Source organism: Bradyrhizobium sp. P2_E8 (assembly GCF_056403875.1).
Map to the genome: position 1 here is coordinate 1 of NZ_JBFUES010000009.1, position 23889 is coordinate 23889.

Genomic DNA, 23889 nt, shown 5'->3' on the forward strand with positions numbered 1-23889 from the left:
GACGAGGGCAAGCGCGATCCAGCCGCCGAACCGGCTCGATGCGGGCACGAAGCCGGCGCCGCGGAAGCGAACGCGCCGGGTCGCCTCGCTCTTTACAGGTGTGTCCGTCGAGGGTGCGCGATCAAGCATGCTGGACCTCGCGCTCGGCATCGATCGCCTCGTGGCGGATCAGCGACCAGATCTGGTTCTGGAGCGCCAGCAGCTTTTCACGCGCTGCGGTTTCGCGGCGCTCGGTGCGCGTCATCGGCACGGTGACGACCTCGCGGATGCGCCCGGGCCGGCGCGACAGCACCACGATGCGGTCGGCGAGCCGCGCCGCCTCTTCGAGATTGTGCGTGACGTAGACCGCGCCCATGCCGCCATCGGCGAGCAGGCGGACGAAATCCTCCATCAGCAGTTCGCGCGTCTGCGAATCCAGCGCCGAGAGCGGCTCGTCCATCAGCAGGATGGCGGGCCTGACCGCCAGCGCGCGCGAAATGCCGACGCGCTGGCGCATGCCGCCGGAGAGCTGCTTTGGATAGGTCTGGCGAAAATCGGTCAGGCCGGTGCGGCGCAGCGCATCCTCGACCAGCACGCGGCGCTGCGCCGCCGAGAGCTGGGCGTGCAGCAGCGGGAATTCGACGTTCTCCTCGACCGTCGCCCAGGGCAGCAGCGCAAAATCCTGGAATACGAAGGTCAGCGGATTGAGACTGTCCGCCGGCGGCGCCCCGCGCAGCTCGGGCGCGCCTGATGTCGGCTGCAACAGCCCGCCGAGGATCGACAGCAGCGTGCTCTTGCCGCAGCCGGAGGGCCCGACGATCGCCACCACCTCGCCGGCACCGACGGTGAAGGAGACGTCGTCGAGCACGGCGAGATCGCCGAAGCGGTGGGTGATGTGGTTGGCGATCAGGTCCATTCTGTCTCGTCTATCCTCTGCCCCGTCGTTCCGGGATGATCCGAAGGATCAGACCACAGGTGCGCAATTGCGCACCGGGGAACCTCGAGATTCCGGGGTCTCGCTTCGCGAGCCCCGGAATGACGAAAGGTCAGTCCGCCTTCACATAGTCCTTGGCGATGATCGTATTGGCATCAAAGCCCTTGTCGGCGAAGCCCTGCTCCTGGAGCCATTTGATCTGGTTGTCGACGTTCTTGACGTCGAGCTTGCCGTCGGGATCGATGTAAGCACAGTTGCCGACCACCTGCTCGACCGGCAGATTGGTGTACTTCGCGATGATCTCCAGCAATGGCTTGGTCTGCTCGTTGATGGGCGCCACGCCGTCCTTCATCGCGGCGAGGATGACGTCGTGATACTCGCGGTCGGCCTTGGCCAAGGCGCCGAGCAGCTTGGTCACCAGCACCTTGTTGGTCAGCGTCTTCGGCGCGGCGAACACCGCGCCCAGCTGCCACGGCGTCTCGTCGCCGACCCAGCCGAGGAACTTCGCACCGCCCTCGTCCATCAGCTTGCGCGCGGTGGAGATCGGCAGCAGCGCCGCATCGACGGTCTCGCCCTTGAGCGCCGCCGCCGCGTTCGACAGCGATTGCAGCGGCACGATCTTCACGTCCGCGAGCTTGAAGCCGTATTTGTCGGCGAGCAGGCCGAGCGAATAATGAAAGGACGATCCGACCTGCGTCATTGCCACGCGCTTGCCCGCGAGGTCCTTCGGCGTCTTCAGGCCGGCGGCATAGGCATTGTTGCTGGCGAAATAGCCGATCAGGGGATAGCCGGCCTTCTCGCGGCTCATGCCGCCGATCACCTTCAGCACGCCCTTGCCGGCGAGATTGTAGAGACCGGCGGTGAAGGCGGTGACGCCGAAATCAACATCTCCCGAGGTGGTGGCGACCGCGATCGGCTGCGCCGCGTCGAAGAACTTCAGCTCGACGTCGAGTCCCGCCTCGCGAAAATAGCCCTTGTCCTGCGCGATGAAGACCGGCGCGGAGGAGGACAGGCGGAGCACGCCGATCCTGGCCTTCAGCGCGTCCTCAGCCTGCGCCGCGCCCATCGCCATGATCGCCAAAAGGCTCGCAAGCGCGAGCCGCGCAATCCCGATCATCCCGTTTCCTCCGTCGTTGTCTTGCAGCCCGTCAAAGCCCTTCGGGTACGGGCTGGTCCCGCCCGATGAAGGCGCCCTGTTGTTTCAACGTTTCCTGCAATTTTTCAATGGGGATGTCACGCGGGATCCGGTTTCCGGAGAGCGCCAGCGCGGCGGCGGAACCGGCAGCCTCCCCCATCACGAAACAGGCACCGGAGACGCGCGCGGCCGACTGGCCCTCATGGGTCATCGAGGCGCAACGGCCGGCGACCAGCAGATTGTCGACGCCTTCGGGCACCAGCATCCGGTAGGGCAGCTCGTTGTAGCCGCGGGATTCCGGGATCGGCGGGAAGGTGAAGACGACGTCGCCGGGAACGTGGGCCTCGATCGGCCAGCCGTTGACGCCGATGGAATCTTCGAACGAGGCACAGCCGAGCACGTCCTCGCCGCTGAGCTGGTAGCCGCCCTTGATCCGGCGGGTCTCGCGGATGCCGAGCTGCGGCGGCAAATCGACGATGTAGGACTTTTCAAAGCCCGGCACGGTGCGCAGGAATTCGAACGCGGCGAGCGCCTGCTTGCGGCCCTCGATCTCACCGCGGGTGAGATCGTCGGGCTCGATGCCGTTGATGGCGTGGCCATCCTCGCGGGCAACTTGCGTGAAATTCACCCGCCATTCGATGCCGGATTTCTGCGGCCGCACGATGGCGCTCTTGCGCGGGAATTTGTGGGTGCCGGCGGCGAGCGCCTTTTCCATCAATTGCGGAATGGTGCGCCAGGCCTCGCCCGCCCTCTCGGGATCGATGCCGTTGAGGCGGAGCATCATCGAGGGATACAGCGGATGGCCGTGTTCATCGCCGATTTCGAACGGCGCGCCGGCCCACACAGCGAGATCGCCGTCGCCGGAGCAGTCGATGAAGATCTCTGAGCGCACCGCCTGCCGGCCGCCCTTGGTCTCGACCATCAGCGCGTCGATGCGGCTGTTATCGCCCATCACCACGCCGGCGCCGAGCGCATGGAAGAGGATATTGACCTTGTGGCTGGCAAGGAGTTCGTCGGCCGCGATCTTGTAGGCCGCGGTGTCGTAGGCCTGGGCAAAGACCTTGCCGAGGATCAGATGCGGGGTGTTCAGGCCGTTGAGCAGGTCGATCCGCGCCAGGAGCTCGGACGCCATGCCCTGCACCAGCCGGTGGGCCTTGCCGTAGACGTTGCCATGCAGGCCGCAGAAATTGGTGACGCCGGCCGCCGTGCCCATGCCGCCGAGGAAGCCGTAGCGCTCGATCAGCAGCGTCTTCCGCCCCGCCCGCGCTGCGGACGCCGCCGCGATAATGCCGGCCGGGCCGCCGCCAAGCACGACGACTTCATATTCGCCGTAGAGCGGCACCTGGCGCGCTGGTTCTTCGATCGTCGTGGCCCGCATGGCGCGTCCTATCCCTGAAAATCCTTGCTTGGGACCGACTATGAATTAACGCGAGGCGGGCTACAATCCACCAAATTACGCGATCAGCTTTCTCGAATCGCGAAAGGTTAGAGATGGACATTCTGGTGAACCTTCAGGCGTTCCTCGCCACCGCCGATGCAGCCGGCTTCTCCGCCGCTGCGCGAAAGCTCGATGTCTCGACCTCGGTCGTGGCCAAGCGCGTCACGCAGCTGGAGGCGCGGATCGGCACGCCGCTGTTTCACCGCTCGACCCGGCAATTGCGGCTGACCGACGCCGGCCAGCGCTATGTGCATCGCGCGCGCGGCGTCGTCACTGATGCCACCGACCTACTCTCGCGCATGGGCGAGAAGGGCCACGATCTCGTCGATCACCTCCGCATCAAGGCTCCGACCTCGCTGACAGTGGCGCGCCTTGCCGACGCCTTCAGCGCCTTCCAGACCCAGAACCCCAGGCTGAAGCTCGAGATCGTGCTGATCGATCGCCCGGTCGATCCTGTCACAGAGGGCTTTGATATCGCCATCGGCGCCTTCCCGCACTCCTTCGGCGGCGTGGTCGACGAGCCGCTGTGCGCGCTGAAGCGGCTGCTCTGCGCTTCGCCCGCCTATTTGAAGAAGCACGGCACGCCAAAGCATCCGCGCGACCTCGTCGAGCATCGCTGCCTCAGCTTTCTGCCGACCGGCCCCGAATGGATCTTTGACGGGCCGCGCGGCCGCATCAGCATCCAGGTCAGCCCGCTGCTCTCCTCCAACGAAGGACATGTGCTGGCGCGCAGCGCGATCGCCGCCAACGGCATCGCGCTGATATCGCAATATCTCGTCGCGGATGCCTTGCGCGAGGGCACGCTCAAGCCGGTGCTGCGCGACTTTCCGATTCCGGAATTGTGGGTCAAGGCCGCGATCCCCGAGCGGCGGCGCAATGCGGCTGCGGTGCAGGCGCTGCTGACACTGCTGAAAAAGGCACTCGCGCCGTCGCTGTAGGCCGTGTCGCGCGGCTGTCGCAAGATCGCGGTTGCTCTTGATTGTCTGACCTGAGAAAAGTGCCGCCAAGCGCGCGGCGGCCGTAGCCCGCATCATGTCAACGAATGGATTCGACGCTCTTGAAATTCGCCCTGCCCGCCCTGATCGTTCTCGCGATCTCCGCCGCTCCCGCCTCGGCCGTGGAGCAGAACTGCCGCTTCATCCAGGCCAAGGCCGATCGCGAAGCCTGCTACAAGCGGCAGGAGGAAGAGCTGGCATCCAAGCGCAAGCCCGCCGCGCCGGTTAACGAGAGCAAGACGCTCGAAACGCTGCGGCAGGACGACGACGCCGTCTATCGCAGCATCAACAACATCTGCCGCGGCTGCTGAGCGGAGAACGCTCAGCCTGTCCCGCCACCCCACTTCGCCGCCCGCTTCTCGGCAAACGACGCCAGCCCCTCCGCGGCCTCCGCGCTCTGGCGCTTGACCGAATGCAGGTGCACGAGCCGCGCGTATGCCGCATCGTCCACGCCCATCCCGCCGAACGAGCTCTCCAGCGCGAGACGCTTGGTCTCGGCCATCGCCTCCGGTCCGTTGGCGAGCAGTTGCTCGACCACCTTGGCGCCCGCGGCCTCCAGCTCGGCGAGCGGCACCACCTCGTGCACGAGGCCGATACGGCGGGCGTCTTCGGCGCCGAAGCGTTCGCCGGTCAGCGCGTAGCGGCGGACCTGCCGCATGCCGATGGCGTCGCAGAGCTGCGGGATGATGATCGCGGCCGTCAGGCCCCAGCGCACCTCCGTGATCGAGAACAGGGCATTGTCCGCCGCAATCACGACGTCGCAGGCCGCGATCACGCCGGTGCCGCCGCCAAAGCAGCCGCCCTGTACCAGCGCGACCGTCGGGATCGGCAGCGTGTTGAGCCGCTGCACGGCCTCGAACGTCGCCCGGGACGCCGCCTCGTTGGCCTCGGTCGATTGCGGCCGCACGCCGTTGATCCATTTGAGGTCGGCGCCGGCCTGGAAATGCTTGCCGTTGCCCTTGAGGACCACGACCCGCAGATTGGGCTTCTTGCCGAGATCGTCCATGGCCGCGAGCACGCCGGCGATCAGCGCGCCGTCATAGGCGTTGTTGACCTCAGGCCGGTTCAACGTGACGGTCGCAACCCCACGCGCATCAAGGGTCCACAGGACGGGGCTGGCAGTCATCGGCGATCCTCCGGTCGTTTGTTTGGCGCACACTATGGCCGAGGCAGCRCATCCCGATCCATATGTTTCCGGCGTAGGGCGGCCGCGTCCATCGCATGGCGGCTTGTGTCATGCTGTCGCCTGACGGCACCAAGGGATCAGGGACGGGACATCTATGCGCATCTGCATTTTCGGCGCGGGCGCCGTCGGCAGCCACATCGCGGTCAGGCTGGCACGCGCCGGCCATGAGGTGTCATGCGTGATGCGGGGGGCGCATCTGGAGGCGGCGCGCGCAGGCGGCCTGAAGCTGCGCGTCGGTGATTCCGAGGTCAACGCCAAGGTGAACGCATCAGGGGATCCCGCCCAGCTCGGCCCGCAGGACGTGGTGATCAGCACGCTGAAGGCCACCGCGCTTCAGGGACTGGTTTCCAGCATCAAGCCGCTGCTGCAAGACGACACCGCGATCGTGTTCGCGCAGAACGGCATTCCCTGGTGGTACGGCATCGGCCTGCCGCCGCGGCATCCCACCCCGCCGGACATCTCCTTCCTCGATCCGGGCGGCCGTCTGCGCGCCTGCATCCCGAAGGAGCGGATCATCGGCGGCGTGGTCTTCTCCTCCAACGAGGTGATCGCGCCCGGCGTGGTGCAGAACCTCACACCGGACCGCAACCGCCTGCTGATCGGCGAATGCGACGACCGCAATTGCGAGCGCATCACGAAACTCCGCGGCGTCCTCAACGATGCGCGACTGGAATCGCCGCCGGTGGCCGAGATCCGCGAGGCGATCTGGTCAAAGCTGCTGACCAACATGTCGCTGTCGGTGCTGTGCCTGCTGACCGGCCAGACCGCGCGCGGCGTGCGCGACGACCCTGCGTTCGCCGAAGTCATCCCGCGCATGCTCAACGAGGCCAACGACATCGCCCAGCACTTCATTCCCGAGGTGAAGCGCGTGACGCGCAGCGGCCCCGCCCCCAATCACAAGCCATCGCTGCTCCAGGATTACGAGCTCGGCCGCGCCATGGAGATCGACGTGCTGGTGAAGGCGCCCGCCGCCTTCGCGCGCACCGGCGGCCTGTCGACGCCGACGCTCGACCTGATCGCCGCGTTGGCGATCCAGAAGGCGCGCGACAAGGGGCTTTATGCGTCTTGATTTTTTGAGCACGATCTTCTGGGAAAACCGCTGCACACACTTTTCCGGATCATGCTCGCAGCCTCAGGCGAGCCCGTCGATCCAGGCCGTGAGCGCGTCGAGCACCTCCGCCAGCGCCTCTTCGTTGCTACGGCCGGACTTTTTCAGCACCGCGAAGGAGTGATCGCCGCCTTCGACCTCGTGCAGCGTCGCCTTCGGACGGAGCGCATCGATCACGGGCTTGAGGATGCCGAGGTCGGCAAGCCCGTCGCGCGTGCCTTGCAGGAACAGCATGGGGATGGCGATGCCGGCGAGGTGCTCGGCACGCTCGGACGACGGCTTTTTGTCGGCGTGCAGGGGAAAGCCGAGGAAGGCGAGCCCTTTGACGTCCGGCAATGGAGCCTTGGACTGTGCCTGCGACGTCATCCGCCCGCCGAAGGACTTGCCGCCGGCGACGAGCGTCACGCCGGGGCACAGCCGCGCCGCCTCCGCGACCGCTGCGCGGATGGCGGCGTGCGCGACCGCCGGCTGGTCGGGACGTCCCAGCTTCTTTTCCATGTAGGGAAAATTGAAGCGGAAGGTCGCGATGCCACGGTTCGCGAGGCCCTCAGCGACCTTCTCCATGAAGGAATGCCGCATGTCGGCACCGGCGCCGTGCGCCAGCACATAACAGGCGCGCGCATCTTTCGGCCGCACCAGTATCGCGGAGACCATGCCGATGCGCTCGATGTCGAGCTTGAGCTCTTGAGTTTTGGTCGCCACAATCAGCCATCCCGACAGACGCTACTCCGGCCGCCTTGGTAGCGTCACCGGCGCAGCCTGAAAACACAATAATTGTCGCCGCCGGCCAGCCTACCAAGCCGGAATACCGCATCAACCGAGGTAACCATGTCCTACCGCTCCTGCTGGATGACCGAAGAGCTCGACGTCTTTCGCGACCAGTTCCGGAAGTATCTTGCCAAGGACCTGGCGCCGCATGCCGAAAAATGGCGCGAGCAGAAGATGGTCGACCGCTTCGCCTGGCGCGGGCTCGGCGAGATGGGGGCGCTGCTGGCGAGCGTGCCGGAGGAATATGGCGGCCTGGGCGCAACCTTCGCCTATGACGCCGCCGTGCTGGATGATCTCGAGAGCACCGTGCCGGAGTTGACGACCGGCGTCTCCGTGCACAGCGCCATCGTCGCCCACTACATCCTCAACTACGGCTCAGAGGAGCAGAAGAAGCGCTGGCTGCCGAAGATGGCGAGCGGCGAGATGGTCGGCGCCATCGCCATGACCGAGCCCGGCACCGGCTCGGACCTCCAGGCCGTCAAGACCACCGCGAAGAAGCAGGGCAATTCCTACGTCATCAACGGCCAGAAGACTTTCATCACCAACGGCCAGGCCGCCGATCTCGTCATCGTCGTCGCGCGCACCGGCGAACAAGGGGCCAAGGGCATTTCGCTGATCGTGGTCGAGACTTCAGGCACGGACGGTTACAAGCGCGGGCGCAACCTCGACAAGATCGGCCTGCATGCCTCCGATACGTCAGAGCTGTTCTTCGACAACGTCACGGTTCCGCCGGAGAATTTGCTCGGCAAGGAGGAAGGCCAGGGCTTCGTCCAGCTGATGCAGCAATTGCCGCAGGAGCGCCTTGCGCTCGCGGTCGGCGCCGTCGCCTCGATGGAGCGCGCCGTCAAGCTCACCACCGAGTACACCAAGGAACGGAAGGCCTTCGGCAAGCCGCTGATGGATTTCCAGAACACCGCCTTCACGCTCGCCGAGCGCAAGACCGAGGCGATGATCGCGCGCGTCTTCGTCGACTGGTGCATCGAGCGCCTGGTGGCCAAAGACCTCGACACGGTGACGGCCTCGATGGCGAAATATTGGTGCTCGGACAAGCAGGTCCAGACCGCCGACGAATGCCTCCAGCTGTTCGGCGGCTACGGCTACATGCAGGAATACCCGATCTCGCGCATCTTCATCGATGCCCGCATCCAGAAGATCTACGGCGGCACCAACGAGATCATGAAGCTGCTGATCGCGAGGTCGCTGTAGCGCTGCTCAGCCCGCGCGCCAGTCGCGCGGCCGGCAGCCGAAGCGCTGCTTGAAGCGCCGGGTGAAGTGGGAGAGGTCCGAGAAGCCCCAGTCGAACGCAATGGCGCCGATCGCGCGGCCGCAGAGCGCCGGATCCTTCAGGTCGGCCGCCGCGCCGACGAGGCGGCGATCCATCACATAGTCCGAGAACGTCGTGCCGGAGCGCTCGAACAGCTTGTGAACGTAACGCTCGCTGATGCCGACCGCGCCGGCGACCGCCGCGACCGTCAATCCCGGCTCGCGCAGCCGCTCGTGAATGGCACGGCGCAGCGCCAGCACGGTGGCGTCCGCAAAACTTGCGGCTTCCGCCGTCTGCGCCCGCGAGCGGCGCGACAGGCTGAGCGCAACGAGATCGAGCAGCACGTCGAACAGCCGGACGCTGTCCTCTTCCGTCATCCGCAATGCACCGGCGTTCAGGGAGCGCGCGGTCTCGACGATGAGGTGACCGACATGGGGATCGTCGGACACGCGCTCGGCCCTGAAATCGAACGACGGCGGCAGCCGGTCGCRCAAGGCGCGCGACGGCACCCAGAATGAAGCGACCTCCAGCGTCGGGCCGCGATCGTGCAACAGCGTCACCTCGCGGTCGCTGTCGACGATGCCGACCTGGCCGCGCGACAAGCTGACCTCGCGGCCATCCTGCAGCATGCGGCAACGTCCGGCGAGCTTGAAGTTGAGATAGAAGCAGCTGTCGCGCGATGCCGCGATATCGGCACGCGAACGATTCACGGTGTGCTCGGGAAACATCACCCGGTTGATCGCGCCGGCGCCGAGCCCGATCGTCTCCACCTTGGCCGGGAAGCGCGACGTCGTCGCCGATTCCGGCGTCAGGTTCATGAAGGCCTGGCAGATCGCCTCGCGGTAGTAGGAAAACTGCTCGTCCGGCCGGGTCTCCGCGGTGTTCCAGATCGCGTGCCGCGGCCGGCTCATAGAATTGACCTGCTCCATCAGTTCGCTCCGAGACCAATCCGGTTCAGCGCCAGACAAGCGCGCGGCATCCCGGCCGGTTCAATATGGCGGCAACAACGACAAAGACCGGCGTTCAGCCGGCAAGGCCATCGCCCCGCCAATCTAACCAGCCTTCCGAGGGAGCTACAATATGTCGACCTACGTTCTCGTTCACGGCGCCTGGCACACCGGTGCCGAGCTCGAACCGGTCGCAGCGCCGATCCGGGCCGCCGGCCATCAGGTCCACCTCCCGACCATCAAGGGCAACCGCCCGGGCGATGCCAAGACGACGGGGCTGAAGGAGGCGATCCAGTCGATTGCCGACTACCTCGCCGAAAACAACCTGACGGACGTAATCCTGCTCGGCCACTCCTATGGCGGCATGGTCATCACCGGCGTTGCCGACCTCGTGCCGGAGCGCATCCGCCGCCTTGTCTACTGGAACGCCTTCGTGCCCAACAATGGCGAGTCGCTCAACGACATGGTGCCGCCGCACTATATCGGGCTGTTCGACATGATCGCGGCCGAGCGCGGCGACGGCTCGGTGGTGCTCCCGTTCCCGATCTGGCGCGAGGCCTTCATCAACGACGCCGATCTCGAACTGGCGCAGCGCGCCTACGACATTCTCAATCCGCATCCGCTGAAGACCTTCAGCGACAAGATTGCGCTGAAGACCAATCCGGCAGAGATGCCGCTGGCAAAATCCTACATCAACTGCACCGAAGACACCGCGCTGCCGCACGGCTATCCCTGGCATCCACGGCTGTCGGAGAAGCTCGGCCTGTTCCGCCTCGTGCAGGTGCCGGGGAGCCACGAACTGTGCTTCTCCGATCCGGCACGCCTTGCCAGGGCGATCATGGAGGCAGGACGCGACTGACTGGCCGTTCCAGGCCTTTGATCCCGCTGTCGCTGTAGCCGCTCACCTCATCCGCTTGTCGGCGGCGACGAAGTCGATGAAGGTCCTCACCTTCGCGGAGAGGTATTTGCGGCTCGGATAGACGGCGAACAGGCGCCCGTCGAAGATGATGTCGTCGGGCAGGATGTGCACGAGCCGACCGGCGGCGATGTCGTCGGTGACCAGCCATTTCGGCAGGAAGGCGAAGCCCATGCCTTCCAGCGCGGCCACGTGCAGCAGCGTCTCGTTGCCGCTGCGCAGGACCGGGTTGAGCTTGACGGTCTCGACCGTGCCGTTCCTGTTCAGGGAAAAGCTCTCGCCCGGATAGAGCGCGTAGTGCAGCAGCGCCTGGCCGGCAAGATCGGCAAACTTCGCCGGGCGTCCGGCGCGCTTGAGGAACGCAGGGGCTGCAACCAACAAGAACGGGACCTTGGTGATGGGACGCGCGATCAGCGCCTCGTCCGGCGTGCCGGTCGCGCGCAAAGCGAGATCGAATCCCTCCTCGACCAGATTGACCAGCCGCCCGCTGAGATCGACGTCGAGGCACACCTCCGGATAGCGGGCCTGGTAATCCGCCAGCACGCCCGCGAAGATCGCATTCGCCATCCACACCGGCGCGGTCAGCCGCAACGTGCCGCGCGGAACGACCGTCGCCTTGCTGACGGCGGCCTCGACCTCGTCGAGCGAATCCAGCATCTGCCGCGCCTGCTCGAAATAGAGCGCGCCGCTCTCGCTCAGGCTGACCCGCCGACTGGTGCGGTTGAGCAGCCGCGTGCCCAGCCGCTTCTCGAGCTGCATCACGTGCTTGCTCGCCATGGCGGGAGAGATGCGCAGGCGCTGCGCCGCGGTCGCAAAGCTCTTCAGCTCCGCGACCAGGCAGAACACCCTCATGCTGACCAGCGAATCCATGAAATCATCAACACCCAGGAAATGAATCAATCCTGGAACGCATAATGATCAAATAATGCGAAACCATCAAATGGTGGCAATCCTCACATCCTGGAGACCCCACCATGTCCGCCACCACCTTCGAGACCCCCACCCCGGGCCGCGCCCTTCGTATCGGCCTCTGGGCCGCACAGGGCCTGATCTTCTTCGTGTTCACCTCGGCCGGGCTGGTCAAGCTGCTCACGCCTATCCCTCAGCTGGCCGCGATGATGCCCTGGACCGGGCAGTATTCCGAAACGTTCGTCCGAATCATTGGACTGATCGACCTCGCCGGCGGGATCGGCATCCTGCTTCCGGCCCTGACGCGGATCCTGCCGCGGCTGACGGTGCTGGCCGCGCTGGGCTGCACGGTGTTGCAGGTGTTCGCGCTCGCCTTCCACCTCTCGCGCGGCGAGGCCGATGTCACGCCGCTCAATGTCGTCCTGCTTGCGCTCAGCCTGTTCGTGTTGTGGGGACGCGGCCGCAAGGCGCCGATCGCGCCGCGTCAGTTCTGAGCGGCAGGAAGACCGCCGCCATGATCTCAGCCAATGGATGGTCCCGGAGGGGCCTGCTCGCAGGCACCGCGATCCTCACTGCGGGCGGCGCCGCCGCCAGGGAGAACCGTCTCGCCGACGGCGTCGTGATCCTGATCGACAGCAACGAGCCCTATGTCATGGGACATGCGATCAGCTACTCGGCCAACCTCGCAAAGCACTTCGCCGACAAGGGCGCGCGATTGCTGATCGAGGTCGTCGCCAACGGCAAGGGCATCGACGTCTTCCGGGCCGACAAGACCCCGCTGGTCGAGGCGCTCGCGACGCTGCGGCAGTCGGTGCCCAATCTCACCTACAGCATGTGCGCGTCGTCGAAGGCGATCGCGGAAGCCAAGGAGCAGGTCTCGATTCCGCTGATCGCGGGCGCGAGTCTTGTCCCGTTCGGTATCGGGCGCGTGGTCGATCTGCAACTGACGGGCTGGGCCTATATCCATGCGTGAGAAGCCCCGTGCGCGAGGCGCGACACTATCGAGGCGCGCGCTGCTGATGGCCGCGCCTGCGATCCTTGCCCCTCCGCGCGCAAGCCGCGCGCAGGGCGATCCCGCCTGGCCGCCGGTGTTCGAGGCCGGCCGCAGCCAGTTTACCGTCGTGCGGCCTCGCGCAACGATGCCACAGCTCAGGCTTCAGGACGTGCAGGGAAAAGACGTTGTGCTGACGGCGCGGCCGGGCCGGATCACGCTCGTCAATTTCTGGGCGACGTGGTGCGCGGCCTGCCGGCTCGATCTGCCTGTACTCGCAAGCCTCGCGGGATCGCGGCCGGACCGGCTCGACGTCGTCGCGATCTGCACGGACACGAAGGACCTGCGCAAGATCCGCGCGTTCCTCGGCGGTCTCGCCGTGCAAAACCTCGCCTGCTACGTCGATGCGTATGCCACGGCGGCGGAAGCCTCAGCCTCGGTCTTCCCGCTCGTCGGCATGCCCGTCACCTATCTGGTCGGCGCGAGCAATCACGTCGAGGGTTACATCACCGGCGCACCCGACTGGCTCTCGCCGGCGGGCGCGCGGTTACTGCAATTCTATCGCGAGCAAGCCTGATCCGCTCAATTCGGATGCCACCAGCGACCGCCGATGACCACGCCTTCGGACGCGATCTTGCTGTTACCGATCAGGTGCTCGCCGACGACGTCCTCATAGTCGAACTGGCCCTGCCTGATCGAGATCAGCGTGGCGTCGCCGACGCAGCCCGGCTTGAGGCTGCCGAGCTCGGGGCGCCGCAGCGCCATCGCCGCGTTCACCGTCGAGGCGGCGACCACATCGGACAGCTCCATGCCCATGCACAAGAACTTCGACATGGTCGTCACCTGGTCGAAGGCCGGGCCATCGATGCAGAGCTGATGGATGTCGGAGGAGATGGTGTCCGGATAGAAGCCGTTGGCGAGCATTGCGCGCGCGGTCTTGAAGGCGAACGAGCCCTTGCCGTGGCCGATGTCGAACAGCACGCCGCGCTCGCGTGCATCCAGCACCGCCTTCTTCACCGTGCCTTGCGCCGTCGCCGGCGTGTTGGGGAAGGGACGGAACGCATGGGTCAGCACGTCGCCTGGACGGAGGCGCGCCAGCACTTCCTCATAGCTCGGCGGCGGATGGTCGATATGCGCCATCAGGGGCATGCCGACCTCGTTCGCGACCTCGAGCGCGATGTCGAGCGGCACGACCCCTGAGGTACCCGAGGAATGCAAGCCGACGCGCACCTTGATGCCGACGATGAGGTCGCGGTTGGCATCAGCGACCTTGGCCGCCTCGATCGGATTCATCAGCCGCAACTCCTCGCTCTCGCCGACCATGATCCGGTGCGAGAAGCCGAAGATGCCGGCATGCGAGACGTGCAGATAAGCGAGGATGCGGACCTGGCTCGGCTCGATCACATGCTTGCGGAAGCCTGCGAAATTGCCGGGCCCCGCACTGCCGGTGTCCACCRCCGTGGTGACGCCGGAGAGGCGGCAGAATTCCTCGGCGTCGATGCCGAGCGAGGTGCCGCCCCAATAGACATGGGTGTGCAGATCGATCAGCCCCGGGGTCACGATGAGCTGCGAGACGTCGCGCACCTCCGTAGCAGGATCGGCCTTCAGCCCGCTGCCGATCGCTGCGACCTTGCCGCCGGCAAAGGCGACATCGGTCACGGCGTCGAGCTTCTGGGACGGGTCGACCACACGGCCGCCGCGCAGGATCAAGTCGAAAGGCATCATGGTCTCCGGATAGGGCAGTAAGGCGCGGCCGACATGTCGGCGAGGCCAGGAGGGAAGTCTGTTGCCTGTAGCAAGTTTTGCGCCGAAGAGCCCGCCAAATAGCGGCCATTGCCCATGACAAAATGGCGATCCCGGGAAGACTCGAACTTCCGACCTACGGTTTAGGAAACCGTCGCTCTATCCGGCTGAGCTACGGGACCGCGGAACCCGCAGGTGCGGGTTCGGCCCCCTCATACCAGAGCAGGATACGGTTCGCCAGCCGCAAGGCGGGCCGGATCATCGTCAACCTGAACAAGGCGGCTGTACAATCGCGCCCAGGTCCCTCTCGGCGGAGCAGCTCACATGATCGAAAGCATCAGCGCCATCACGCTCGGCACGCATGACATGGGGCGCGCCGTGCACTTCTACCGTTCGCTGGGGTTCGAGCTCCTGTATGGCGGCGAAGCCGCTGCATTCACCAGCTTTCGCGCGGGCACCGGCTATCTCAACCTGACGGCGCAGCCGGACGACAAGCGCTGGTCTTGGTGGGGCCGCATCATCTTCTACGTCGACAACGTCGACGGGACCTACGAGCGCGCACGCGCAGCCGGATGCCAGCCTTCGACCACGCCGCGCGATGCAGAATGGGGTGAGCGCTACTTCCATCTCACCGACCCCGACGGCCATGAGCTCAGTTTCGCGCGGCCGTTGTCCCGACCGAATTAGTCACATCCGCTGACGTTCCCAACGCGCAAGTAGCGCTATCTCAGCCGCCGTGGCAAGCTCGGTGCGGTTGCCTCAAGCGAGAATTGTATCTGGGTTCTAACCAGGGAGGACGACCATGGTAACCTATGTCGTGCTGGGAAACTTCACTGATCAGGGAGTCCGCAACGTCAAGGACTCGCCGAAGCGGGCCGACGCCTTCAAGGAGATGGCCAAAACGTTCGGCGTGACGGTGAAAGAGATCGTCTGGACGCAGGGACGATATGACGTTGTAACCGTTCTCGAGGCTCCAGATGAGGCTGCCGCGATGTCGCTGAGCCTTAGTCTCAGCGCGCTCGGCAACGTCCGCACCGAAACGCTGCGCGCGTTTTCGGCGGCAGATATGACAAAGATCGTCGGCAAGATGCTCTGACGCTCAAGCCAACGCGAGCGCAATGGACCCGGGATGGCAATCCCGGGAAGAGATTTCTTAGGCCTTGGCCGCGCGGGGAAACTGTCGCTCTATCCGGCTGAGCTGAGGGACCGCGGAATCCGCGAGGCAGGTTCGATCCCCCCTCGCAACGGAGCGTGATGCGGACCGCCATGCGGCGAAACGAGCCATCCGGTACGTGGCCCGAGGAGATGGCAAACGAAATCAACAGTGATTCCAGTGGCATCCGCTGCCCCTTCTCCGCAGCTCCGGCGGGAGAAGGACGCTTGCCTCGCGCAATGGTCAAGGGCATGCTCGGGCTCCGTCGTGCCGGAGATCGAGACCCCTTGAGGTGAGCTATGAATCTTCCGCAAGAACCAGATCTTCTGATTGAGAAGGATGYGGACGGGGTTATTCGTGAGTTGCGCCATCTGCAAACGCCGGCGGTGGCCGACCCTGACGTGTCAGCGAAGCGAGCAGCGTTCGAGTATCTAAGGCTGGCGTCCCACACCGACCCGCCTTTGCTGCCGCTCAGCGACGACGATTTGGACCACCTTGACCACACGACCGACTCCAACGAACCAGGGCGATCCAGCAAATCAAGATTTCGATGGTCGCAGCCGCGCGAACTGAAGCGCAATGGCGGGATCGAGACGACGGTCGTTTGGTGTCAGCAAACAATTCCGATCAAGGTCGGGGGTACTGACTTCATCCCCGATGTTCGGGGTGGCAGCATACGTCTCGTCGCACACTACGGGCGGCAGACCGGCCGATGGCAAATCACCAGTGCCCGATCAACGTTACTTATGCATGCCAATCTGTCGATCAAACCGGGCTTCGTGGAAAGGGCGTTTCGCCGTTTCGATCCGGAGTGGGCCGACAGCCTTCCCGCGGAACTGATTTCGGACTGGCTCGGCCCTGTTCTGGGCTTTGTGTCGCCGGACGCAATCGCAGATGGACAGCTCGTTGCGTATCATCGAAGCGGGCCCAGCATCGCGTACGAGGATGGCGGGCTTGGCTTGGCGGCTGCCGCCACCGTTTTCATGCCGATGGCGAGCGGCGACTCCATTGCGCACCAGGTCCTCTTTGATCCTCTCGAAGCCAGGCTTATCCGCAAGGCCCCGATCGCGTCGGCTTGCGCTGGATATGCCTTCCTCAGTGACCCTGCCAGCAAGACAGGCGGCTTCAAGCTGCGCCCCGACAGCGTCGCCGACTTGCTCGATCACGAGCGCGATCCAGTCGGATTGCTAGATCTCGATCACGCCGGTGGCGGGCGTCGGAAGCTGTCGGGGCCGCGCGTGAGGGTGCTCACGCCGGCGGCGCTGGGTGCTGACTATGATCCGCCGGTGCAGCGGCCTCCCTTCGCCTTCACGGCTCGAACCAACGAGTTCGCCGCGGTCAGCGCCTACTGTCATTGCGATTCAATGATGCAACTGGTCCAGGGATTCGGGTTTGTTCTGAAGGATTATTTTGGAAAGGTTGCACTACCGTTGACCGTCGAACATCGAGCCAAGATGTTGACGGGCCCGGGAGCCCATGACGGCCGCGGCATCAATGCCTATGTGACCCCGTTCCGCCCCGACCAAACGGCGACAGAGTGGGACGTCAGGATGTTGTTCGGGCTTGCGGATTTCGCGGACACTTGGAAGCACCCTCTTGGGCTTGTCGCCGACGTGCGCTTCGTCTGGCATGAGTTCTGCCACGTCCTGATCCTGGCTGCGACTGGCTCGACCGAATTCGACTTCGCGCACAGCGCCGGTGACGCGCTCGGCGCGATCATGTGTGATCCGGCATCAAAGCTCCCGAAGACGTGGCGAGGCGTGACGTTCCCCTTCATCCAGCTGCCGTTGCGGCGCCACGACCGTGACGTCAAGAAAGGGTGGGGTTGGAACGGCACTCTGTACGAGAAACCCAATCCGACCTACGGGCCGCGCGATCCCGCCGGCTACAACTCCGAGCAGATCCTGTCGACCACCCTGTTCCAGCTCTATCTCGCCGCTGGCGGCGATGCGGTTCGCGCCGACGAGGCGCCGGATGTCGACGCCCGCACGGCGACTGCATACTACATTGCTTACCTCATCGTACGCGCGATCGCATCGCTCGGTTCCGTCGCGACGCAGCCGACCCGCGCGGCGAGCCAGTTCGCCACAGCCTTGATGGACGCTGATGTCGGCACACCTTATCTCGACTACGACGGATCGAGGCGGCTGGGCGGAATGCTTCACAAGGTTGTCCGCTGGGCTTTTGAGCAACAAGGTCTTTATCAGACGTCTTCGCCCGGCCAGAACACGCCGGGCAGCGCACCGCCGATTGACATCTACGTCGATGACGGCCGTGGCGGGCAATACAAGTACTGCAACCACTGGCACGCACTCCCTGCTGTTTTCTGGGTCCGCAACGCCGCGGACGGCCAGTCGGACGATCAGACGCCGCGCCCGGGCTATGTGAACTATGTCTACGTCAAACTTGGGAATCGCGGCGCCCAGATCGCAACCGCGGCATCGGTGGATGTTTTCACAGCCGTCGGCAACTATGCAGACACTTGGGATGCCCAATCGGGCCAGTGGTCGCCAGTGAACCGAACCAATACGATGGATGTATCACCCGGTGAACCATCCGCGATCTTTGGGCCGTTTGAGTGGACTCCACAGGCAGGAAAGAGAAACGCTTTGCTCGTCCGCGCGATGGTCGAAGGCGACCGCAGCAACATCGATGCGGGGTCCACCCTACCGTGCGCTACCGGTCCCGTGGTCGTCGCGGACCTTGTCCGCGCCGACAACAATCTCGGTTATCGGGAGTGGACCCTCTCGTAGAGCTTGCGCCGATCTGGGCCGGCGTTGCCTCAAGATAGACGGTCATCACCTCTCGCAATGCCACCTAAACCGGAGCGATGGCAGGGGCTATTGCTACTGGTTGGCCCCACTCTTTCTTGGCCTCTTCGAACAGCTCTTTGATCTTGGAGCCGGTAGGCAGGGCCATGATCTTTGCCTTGCACTTTTCGGCAATGAACTTTCCTGCCTCGGTGTCGCTTCGATAGTGCACCCCCGCTCGCTCGCGGTTTAATGCGACTCTTTCAGCAAGCCATTCGAGCTCATACGTGTAGGCAGGCGCTACTTCCTCGAGGAATAGCGACATGAGCCAGCTCTGCAGAGAATGTCCGCTTGGAAACGAGGCGTGCGCCGGCGGGCCGAATTCCGGCAGCAGGCCTGGACACACAAACGATGGCCGCGGTCGCTTGTAGTGGTACTTGTAGAAGGACGCAACGATCTGGCCGATCCGTACCGCAAGATTCATCACCACCAGCGTATGGTGGTGCTCACGATTGTTGACGGCCATTAGACTCACCCAATAGCCGGGCGCGTTGTCATGCTGCGCCAAGATTTCCACCATGTAGCGCTCGCGATCGGTTTGCATAAGCTGCTGGAGCTGGATGATCTCGCCGCTGACAAACTTCTCGAAGTTCGCATAGCTGTTCGGGTCCCAATGGAGCAACTCGGGACGCTGCGCGACAATCTCTGCATCGATCTTGTCCCAATCGGTGCCTCTTATGAACTCCGTGATGTACAGCAGACAGAGGACGTCGGGATCCCACGGTCCGACCCTGTCTTTCCAGCATTCCTTAGGCAGCAATTGGTCCGGGAAACTCGGATCGGCATTCGGGCCAAGGTCGTATTGCAGGGTCAGGGGTCGGAAGCCGAGTTCGGGTGGCGTGGCGCCGAAGGCCATACCCATACCCATACCCATTCCCATCCCCATGCCCATACCCATTCCCATGCCCATACCCATACCCATACCCATTCCCATTCCCATGCCCATTCCCATGTGATCCTCCAGAGCTGCCGCTACAGAACCTTTTCGTTGCTGAGAAGCGATCGAGCGCCGTGGCGCAATTCATCACGGACGTTAACGAGGCAGCCCGGCTTCAATTAATCGTTCGCCCAAAAGCGCGAGCCGATCCGGCTGCTTGATCGGGTACCAACTGCAATATTTCTCAACCGAGAACGAGGGATCGATCCTCATATGCGCGGCGCCAACTTCGCGCGCCCGCTCGAGAGAGCCGGCGGCGACGAGGCTCGCGGCAAGAAGCCGCAGATTAGCGGCAAACTGCGGAGCCGCCGCCATGACCTTCGTGCCCCAGTGCACGGCATCGTCGAAGGTCTCATTGGTGTAGTGCGCGTTGGTGAGCGCCGACTGATAGAAATAGGCGTACGGATCGAGCGGCGACAGCGATATGCCGTAAGACGCGCGCGCCACGGCACGTGGTCCGTCGCCGAGATAGCAGTATGTCGATGCGCTCAGGGACCACGCAATAGCGGAATTGGGCGTTCCTCCAATGGCACGGTCGAAAGCATCGATGGCACGGTCATACGCGCCGAACAGAAACGAATTGATGTGCCCGAATATCGCGAGCGCCATTGGGTCCGACGGTTCGAACTCGAGCGCGCGCGACGCAAGCCGAAATGCCTCGCGGGAATCGGCCTTGAAGTCGGTGGAATGACCCTCGCCGATGTGCAGGATGTACCATTTTGCCATCAGGGCATAGGCCGCCGCATATTGCGGATCATGGTCGAGGGCGCGTTCGAACAGGCTGCGCGCCGCAAGCATGTCGTCATGACCGAGGCGATACAGGCGATACATGCCCTGCAGGACCAGGTCGTAAGCGTTCATGCTCTGCGGCGCCTTGCGCTCGGCGTGCTGCAGCTCGGAGATATGGATATGCGGCAGGAGCGCGTATGCGATGCTCGTTGCGATCGTCTCCTGCACGTCGAACAACTGGCTGATCGACGCCTCGTACTGGTTGGTCCACAGCATGGAYCGCGTATCGACATCGATCAATTCCACCCGCATCCGTAGCAACTCGCCGTGACGCTTGAGCGTTCCCGTGACGAGATATCGCACGCCAAGGCGATGGCAAACGGCACCAGGGTCGACAGTAGGACCGGTGAACCCAAGTGTGGACGTGCTGGATACGACGAACAATTCGCGAATACCCGCCAGCGAGGCGACGATATCGTGGACGATTCCCTGCGCGAGATAGGCATCCGCCGCCTGAAGGCCGAGCATCTGCAGCGGCAATACTGCCACGGACGGCTTGAGCGAATGGGCCACCGAGATTGTCGGAGCCCGTAGGTCGTGATGCGCTATCTTGAATGCCCGGATGCGCCGCTCGATATTCTTGAGCGTGAGGAATCCCAGATCGGCGGCTTGGTAGCGCAGATGATCCTTCACCTGATCGTGAATGGCCCCGGAAATCACGACCCCGCCCGGGCCGGCGAATTCCTGAAGCCGGGCTGCTATATTGACTCCGTCCCCGTAGATGTCGTCACGCTCGGCGATGACGTCGCCGACATTTGCCGACATCCTCAACTGCAGCGGGTTGCTACCGGCTGATGACGATTCGGCCAGATGCATCTGCATGCCGAGTGCGAACCTGATTGCGTCAACCGGATTCCTGAACTCCAGCAGTAAACCGTCACCGGTACTTTTGATTACCTCACCGGCATTTGAAGCGACGCGCGGCTCGATAACGTCCGATCGCATCGACATCCATCGTTGATGCGTGCCTTCCTCGTCGCTTCCCATCAGCCGGGAATATCCGACGACATCGATGAAAATCGTAGCTGCGGTACGCCTTCTCGGCCGCCCTTGATCCGAGCCGTTGTCCGGGGACGTGTTGTCGACACTGATCATCATCACAGGCGCAACAACTCTGGGGCGGCCACAACCATTGTGACGCCGAAAGATTGTAGCAGACAAGGACAGTCAGGCAAATGCAAGGCCTGCCTGACAGAGTCCCTCGTTGAGCCAGGCCAATCGCCTGCCCCGTCACAGAGAGCGGGCCGAAAAGCCACTCCCAGCACGACGAAAGAGAACACCCGTTTGCCCCACCGCCAGGGCGGGATCGAAAGGCTTTCGCAACCTTACGTCGCGCCGAAGCCGCCGTCGGCAGAATTGTCGAGGATGTGGAATTCGTCCTTCTGGCCCAACGATGCCTCCCTCCTGATCAGGACTTGCCGTAGGAGCCCTGATAGCGGCCCTCGCGGATCGCCTTCATGGTCTCCTCCTCGCGCGCGACCTGGGCGCGCACCGCCTCCAGCAGCGCAGCCGCGCCGGCGGCGGGAAACGACACCACGCCATCCTCATCGCCGACGACGATGTCGCCGGGCGAGATCACGCTGCCGCCGACCGACACAGGCACGTTGATCTCGCCGGGGCCGTTCTTGTAAGGCCCGCGGTGGATCACAGCGCGGGCATAGCAGGGGAAGTCGTCCGCGGCGAAGGCCGCAACGTCGCGGATCGCGCCGTCGATCACGTAGCCTTCGGCTTTGCGCCACTGCGCGATGTTCTTCATGATCTCGCCGACCAGCGCGCGGGTCTCGTCGCCGCCGCCATCGACCACGATGACGTCGCCGGGACCGACCAGCTCGAGCGCGCGGTGAATGGCGAGATTGTCGCCGGGACGGGTCCGCACCGTGAAGGCCGCGCCCACCAGCTTGCCGCCGCGATGATAGGGTTTGAGCCCCACCGCGCCCGGCAGCCTGGCGAGATTGTCCGAGATCACGGACGTAGGCGCACCTCGAAAACCCTCGATGATATCGGCCGGCGGCTTCGGCACACTGTTGGCTGCGATGGTGATGGTCATGTCAAAGAGTCCTTTCGTGAATTTTTCTTGTTCGGCGTGCGCCCGCGCCTTCGCGGCCAGATCCGGAAGCCGCGCCCTTCCTTCATCCACGCCGCGCGCTCGCCGCGCAACAGCGTACGACCAACTTCTCCGGAATCATCGCGCGGCGGGGCCACCAGCGCGGCACGTCGGACAGCGGTAGCAGCATCAGGCGCTTCCACTTCGTCTTCTTGGCGGCGCCTCGGGGTGAGGCGCTCGCGGGGCGAAGTGTAACAGCCGGAGCCGGAGCTTCAAGGCAGCGGCGTCAGCGCTCCGCGCCGCAGCCCGGAATATCGAACAGCGCCGCGAGCCCGCATTTCGAGGTCAGCATCTTGTCGCCGTCATGACCGACGCCGGCGACATCCCAGACCCTGTGATTGGGCGTGCCGTGGTCGCGCTTGGCCATCGCGTCCACGTAAGCGTGGCCGCGGGCGTAACGATAAGGCCCCTGCGCCTCTGCCATGCAGCTCTTGTCCAGTGCGGAATGCTTCGGATTGGTGTCGAGCGTGCCGAGCAGATAGATCACCTCGCGCTCGACATAGCGCTGTTCCAGCGCCGCCGGCGTCGCGTCGGCGAGATAGGGCGGACGGTCGCCCATGCCGTATTTCCAGTTGTTGTAGCCCGGACAGGATGCAGCAATTGCGGGCACCGGCCGGTCGGCGCTGAAATAGGCATAGGACGAGGGATTGGCGACGACATAGCGGATGTCGATGTGCTGGCGCGACAGCGCCGCCTCGCCCTTGCCGGCGATGGCATAACGCTGCGCGACCTGGCCGCCGCCGGAATGGCCGGCGACCACGACCTGCTTCAGGTTCGGGAAGATGCGCCGGTCGGAGAGTTTTGCGAGGATCGCATCGAGTGCCTCGAACGAGGAGACCGGATTGGGCGCAAGTGCGGCATCGCCGCCCTCCCATCCCTCCAGCGACCAGCGCAACGTGTCCTCCGGCAATTTGTGCGCGTCGATATCGATCTCCGCCAGGAACTGCGGAACGATCATGAGCGCGCTCTTGCCATCGTCGCCCGCTGCGGCCTGCGCGTTGTTGGCCGATATGTAATATTCGTCGGCGTTGCGCAGGCGTCCATGCAGCACGATGATGGCGCGCGAGATCGCCGGCAATGGCATCGACCAGTCGCGGGAGAGGTAGAGCGGCAGCATTCCCCGGCCGCCGATCGAGAGCCGCGCATCGCCGATCGCCTTCACCGGCTTGCGGTTGGGCGCATCCTCGTCCGCCGCGAATGCATGGCCGCAAATCAGCACCAGGACGAGTGCGGCAAATCGGGCCAGCGCGCGCATGACGGAGATTCTCCCCCAAATTCAGATCGATAAAACTGTAAGCCCATCCTATGCCGCGCGGCTGTGACTCCCGCGCCACGTCAAGCAAAAAATGTCAGCATTGCAGCCATGAAATTCCCGGGTTCCATGGGTGACAAGCCGGCGATAAAGGGGCAAAAATTGGCCCGACTCAGTTCGGGTTGAGTTTTGCAAGGAATGCACTCGTAGAATGTCGGTCGTGTTTGCATCGCGTCGTGCGGCGCTTCTCGTTGCCGCAGCAGGATTTTTTCTGCTGACGCACACGCATGCCCAGGCGCAATGGTGGAAGCGCGCGCCCGTCGACTTCGAGGAATGCGCTGATGCGGCCGAGAAGGCCGCAACCAAGGCCGAGAAGACATCCGCACTTGCGGACTGCAACGCCAAGTTCGCCGGCCGCCGCAAGGCAGGCGGCGGCTACACCTATTACGACTTCCTCCAGGACCGCACCTTCGACATCGCGGGTCCCAACCCGACGCCGGAAGAGCAGAAGAAGATCGACGAAGCCTATAC

23 protein-coding genes, 1 tRNA gene and 2 pseudogenes are annotated in these 23889 nt (G+C 64.3%); 12 read left to right on the forward strand and 14 right to left on the reverse strand.

Annotated features, from left to right (window positions below):
- The 4 genes and pseudogenes from AC1D00_RS01170 to AC1D00_RS01185 form a co-directional block, all read right to left on the reverse strand.
- Nucleotides 1–129, reverse strand: a pseudogene (locus AC1D00_RS01170) (ABC transporter permease); the annotation flags it as partial.
- Complete coding sequence (locus AC1D00_RS01175; RefSeq protein ID WP_477009376.1) at nt 122–895, reverse strand: ABC transporter ATP-binding protein; 774 nt, start codon at nt 893–895, stop codon at nt 122–124. The gene AC1D00_RS01175 and the pseudogene AC1D00_RS01170, both read right to left, overlap by 8 nt.
- A 130-nt stretch (nt 896–1025) precedes the next feature.
- A complete protein-coding gene (locus AC1D00_RS01180) occupies nt 1026–2030 on the reverse strand; it encodes an ABC transporter substrate-binding protein (protein ID WP_404552227.1) in 1005 nt (334 codons plus the stop codon).
- A gap of 31 nt (nt 2031–2061) precedes the next feature.
- Nucleotides 2062–3426, reverse strand: a complete 1365-nt coding sequence (locus AC1D00_RS01185) for an FAD-dependent oxidoreductase (protein ID WP_477009377.1) — start codon at nt 3424–3426, stop codon at nt 2062–2064.
- 113 nt (nt 3427–3539) lie between these two features.
- Here AC1D00_RS01185 and AC1D00_RS01190 point away from each other — a divergent pair, with 113 nt between their 5' ends.
- Together AC1D00_RS01190 and AC1D00_RS01195 are read left to right on the forward strand one after the other, a co-directional pair.
- A complete protein-coding gene (locus AC1D00_RS01190) occupies nt 3540–4424 on the forward strand; it encodes a LysR family transcriptional regulator (RefSeq protein ID WP_477009378.1) in 885 nt (294 codons plus the stop codon).
- 119 nt (nt 4425–4543) lie between these two features.
- Entirely contained in the window at nt 4544–4792 is a 249-nt protein-coding gene (locus AC1D00_RS01195; RefSeq protein ID WP_477009379.1) for a hypothetical protein, read from the forward strand.
- Nucleotides 4793–4803: 11 nt separating this feature from the next.
- Here the strand turns inward: AC1D00_RS01195 and AC1D00_RS01200 are convergent, their stop codons facing one another.
- Complete coding sequence (locus AC1D00_RS01200; protein ID WP_404552221.1) at nt 4804–5607, reverse strand: enoyl-CoA hydratase-related protein; 804 nt, start codon at nt 5605–5607, stop codon at nt 4804–4806.
- A 154-nt stretch (nt 5608–5761) separates the two neighbouring features.
- On the opposite strand from AC1D00_RS01200, the gene AC1D00_RS01205 reads away from it, so the two are divergent.
- Nucleotides 5762–6736, forward strand: coding sequence for a ketopantoate reductase family protein (locus tag AC1D00_RS01205; protein WP_404552220.1), 975 nt, complete (start codon nt 5762–5764; stop codon nt 6734–6736).
- Between the two features lie 63 nt (nt 6737–6799).
- Here AC1D00_RS01205 and AC1D00_RS01210 read toward each other — a convergent pair whose 3' ends face one another.
- The gene (locus AC1D00_RS01210; protein ID WP_477009380.1) at nt 6800–7477 is read right to left on the reverse strand and encodes an alpha/beta hydrolase family protein; all 678 of its coding nucleotides are present in this window, start codon (nt 7475–7477) and stop codon (nt 6800–6802) included.
- A gap of 126 nt (nt 7478–7603) precedes the next feature.
- Between AC1D00_RS01210 and AC1D00_RS01215 the strand changes: the two genes are divergently transcribed.
- Nucleotides 7604–8749 carry an acyl-CoA dehydrogenase family protein gene (locus tag AC1D00_RS01215; RefSeq protein ID WP_477009381.1) on the forward strand — a complete coding sequence of 382 codons (1146 nt, stop codon included), beginning with the start codon at nt 7604–7606 and terminating at the stop codon, nt 8747–8749.
- Between the two features lie 6 nt (nt 8750–8755).
- Here AC1D00_RS01215 and AC1D00_RS01220 read toward each other — a convergent pair whose 3' ends face one another.
- Nucleotides 8756–9736, reverse strand: coding sequence for a helix-turn-helix domain-containing protein (locus AC1D00_RS01220; RefSeq protein WP_477009382.1), 981 nt, complete (start codon nt 9734–9736; stop codon nt 8756–8758).
- A 151-nt stretch (nt 9737–9887) separates the two neighbouring features.
- On the opposite strand from AC1D00_RS01220, the gene AC1D00_RS01225 reads away from it, so the two are divergent.
- Nucleotides 9888–10613 (forward strand): alpha/beta hydrolase, encoded by a 726-nt coding sequence (locus tag AC1D00_RS01225; RefSeq protein ID WP_027545183.1) that lies wholly within the window; start codon nt 9888–9890, stop codon nt 10611–10613.
- Nucleotides 10614–10655: 42 nt separating this feature from the next.
- Here AC1D00_RS01225 and AC1D00_RS01230 read toward each other — a convergent pair whose 3' ends face one another.
- A complete protein-coding gene (locus AC1D00_RS01230; protein ID WP_135174844.1) occupies nt 10656–11540 on the reverse strand; it encodes a LysR family transcriptional regulator in 885 nt (294 codons plus the stop codon).
- Between the two features lie 104 nt (nt 11541–11644).
- Here AC1D00_RS01230 and AC1D00_RS01235 point away from each other — a divergent pair, with 104 nt between their 5' ends.
- From AC1D00_RS01235 to AC1D00_RS01245, 3 genes are read left to right on the forward strand one after another with little or no spacing between them, the layout of a single operon-like run.
- Nucleotides 11645–12073, forward strand: coding sequence for a DoxX family protein (locus AC1D00_RS01235; RefSeq protein WP_477009383.1), 429 nt, complete (start codon nt 11645–11647; stop codon nt 12071–12073).
- A gap of 20 nt (nt 12074–12093) precedes the next feature.
- Entirely contained in the window at nt 12094–12552 is a 459-nt protein-coding gene (locus AC1D00_RS01240; RefSeq protein WP_477009384.1) for a DsrE family protein, read from the forward strand.
- Nucleotides 12545–13147 carry a TlpA family protein disulfide reductase gene (locus tag AC1D00_RS01245; protein ID WP_477009385.1) on the forward strand — a complete coding sequence of 201 codons (603 nt, stop codon included), beginning with the start codon at nt 12545–12547 and terminating at the stop codon, nt 13145–13147. The genes AC1D00_RS01240 and AC1D00_RS01245 overlap by 8 nt, the downstream gene beginning before the upstream one ends.
- 5 nt (nt 13148–13152) lie before the next feature.
- On the opposite strand, the gene AC1D00_RS01250 is transcribed toward AC1D00_RS01245, so the two are convergent.
- A complete protein-coding gene (locus AC1D00_RS01250; RefSeq protein WP_477009386.1) occupies nt 13153–14292 on the reverse strand; it encodes an amidohydrolase/deacetylase family metallohydrolase in 1140 nt (379 codons plus the stop codon).
- A 126-nt stretch (nt 14293–14418) separates the two neighbouring features.
- Nucleotides 14419–14495 (reverse strand) — tRNA-Arg (locus tag AC1D00_RS01255).
- Between the two features lie 142 nt (nt 14496–14637).
- On the opposite strand from AC1D00_RS01255, the gene AC1D00_RS01260 reads away from it, so the two are divergent.
- From AC1D00_RS01260 to AC1D00_RS01270, 3 genes are all read left to right on the forward strand, one after another.
- Nucleotides 14638–15000: a VOC family protein gene (locus AC1D00_RS01260; RefSeq protein WP_477009387.1), complete on the forward strand. Its 363-nt coding sequence runs from the start codon at nt 14638–14640 to the stop codon at nt 14998–15000.
- 115 nt (nt 15001–15115) lie between these two features.
- Nucleotides 15116–15409, forward strand: coding sequence for a GYD domain-containing protein (locus AC1D00_RS01265; protein WP_011082959.1), 294 nt, complete (start codon nt 15116–15118; stop codon nt 15407–15409).
- A 356-nt stretch (nt 15410–15765) separates the two neighbouring features.
- Nucleotides 15766–18219, forward strand: a complete 2454-nt coding sequence (locus AC1D00_RS01270; protein ID WP_477009388.1) for a hypothetical protein — start codon at nt 15766–15768, stop codon at nt 18217–18219.
- Nucleotides 18220–18283: 64 nt separating this feature from the next.
- Here AC1D00_RS01270 and AC1D00_RS01275 read toward each other — a convergent pair whose 3' ends face one another.
- The 4 genes from AC1D00_RS01275 to AC1D00_RS01290 form a co-directional block, all read right to left on the reverse strand.
- A complete protein-coding gene (locus AC1D00_RS01275) occupies nt 18284–19228 on the reverse strand; it encodes a phosphatase PAP2 family protein (protein WP_209312065.1) in 945 nt (314 codons plus the stop codon).
- Nucleotides 19229–19309: 81 nt separating this feature from the next.
- Nucleotides 19310–21100: an adenylate/guanylate cyclase domain-containing protein gene (locus tag AC1D00_RS01280; protein ID WP_135174851.1), complete on the reverse strand. Its 1791-nt coding sequence runs from the start codon at nt 21098–21100 to the stop codon at nt 19310–19312.
- 310 nt (nt 21101–21410) lie between these two features.
- Entirely contained in the window at nt 21411–22049 is a 639-nt protein-coding gene (locus AC1D00_RS01285) for an RraA family protein (RefSeq protein WP_404552187.1), read from the reverse strand.
- Between the two features lie 283 nt (nt 22050–22332).
- Nucleotides 22333–23361, reverse strand: coding sequence for an alpha/beta hydrolase (locus AC1D00_RS01290; RefSeq protein WP_477009389.1), 1029 nt, complete (start codon nt 23359–23361; stop codon nt 22333–22335).
- Between the two features lie 208 nt (nt 23362–23569).
- Between AC1D00_RS01290 and AC1D00_RS01295 the strand changes: the two are divergent.
- A pseudogene (locus tag AC1D00_RS01295) lies at nt 23570–23889 on the forward strand (hypothetical protein); the annotation flags it as partial.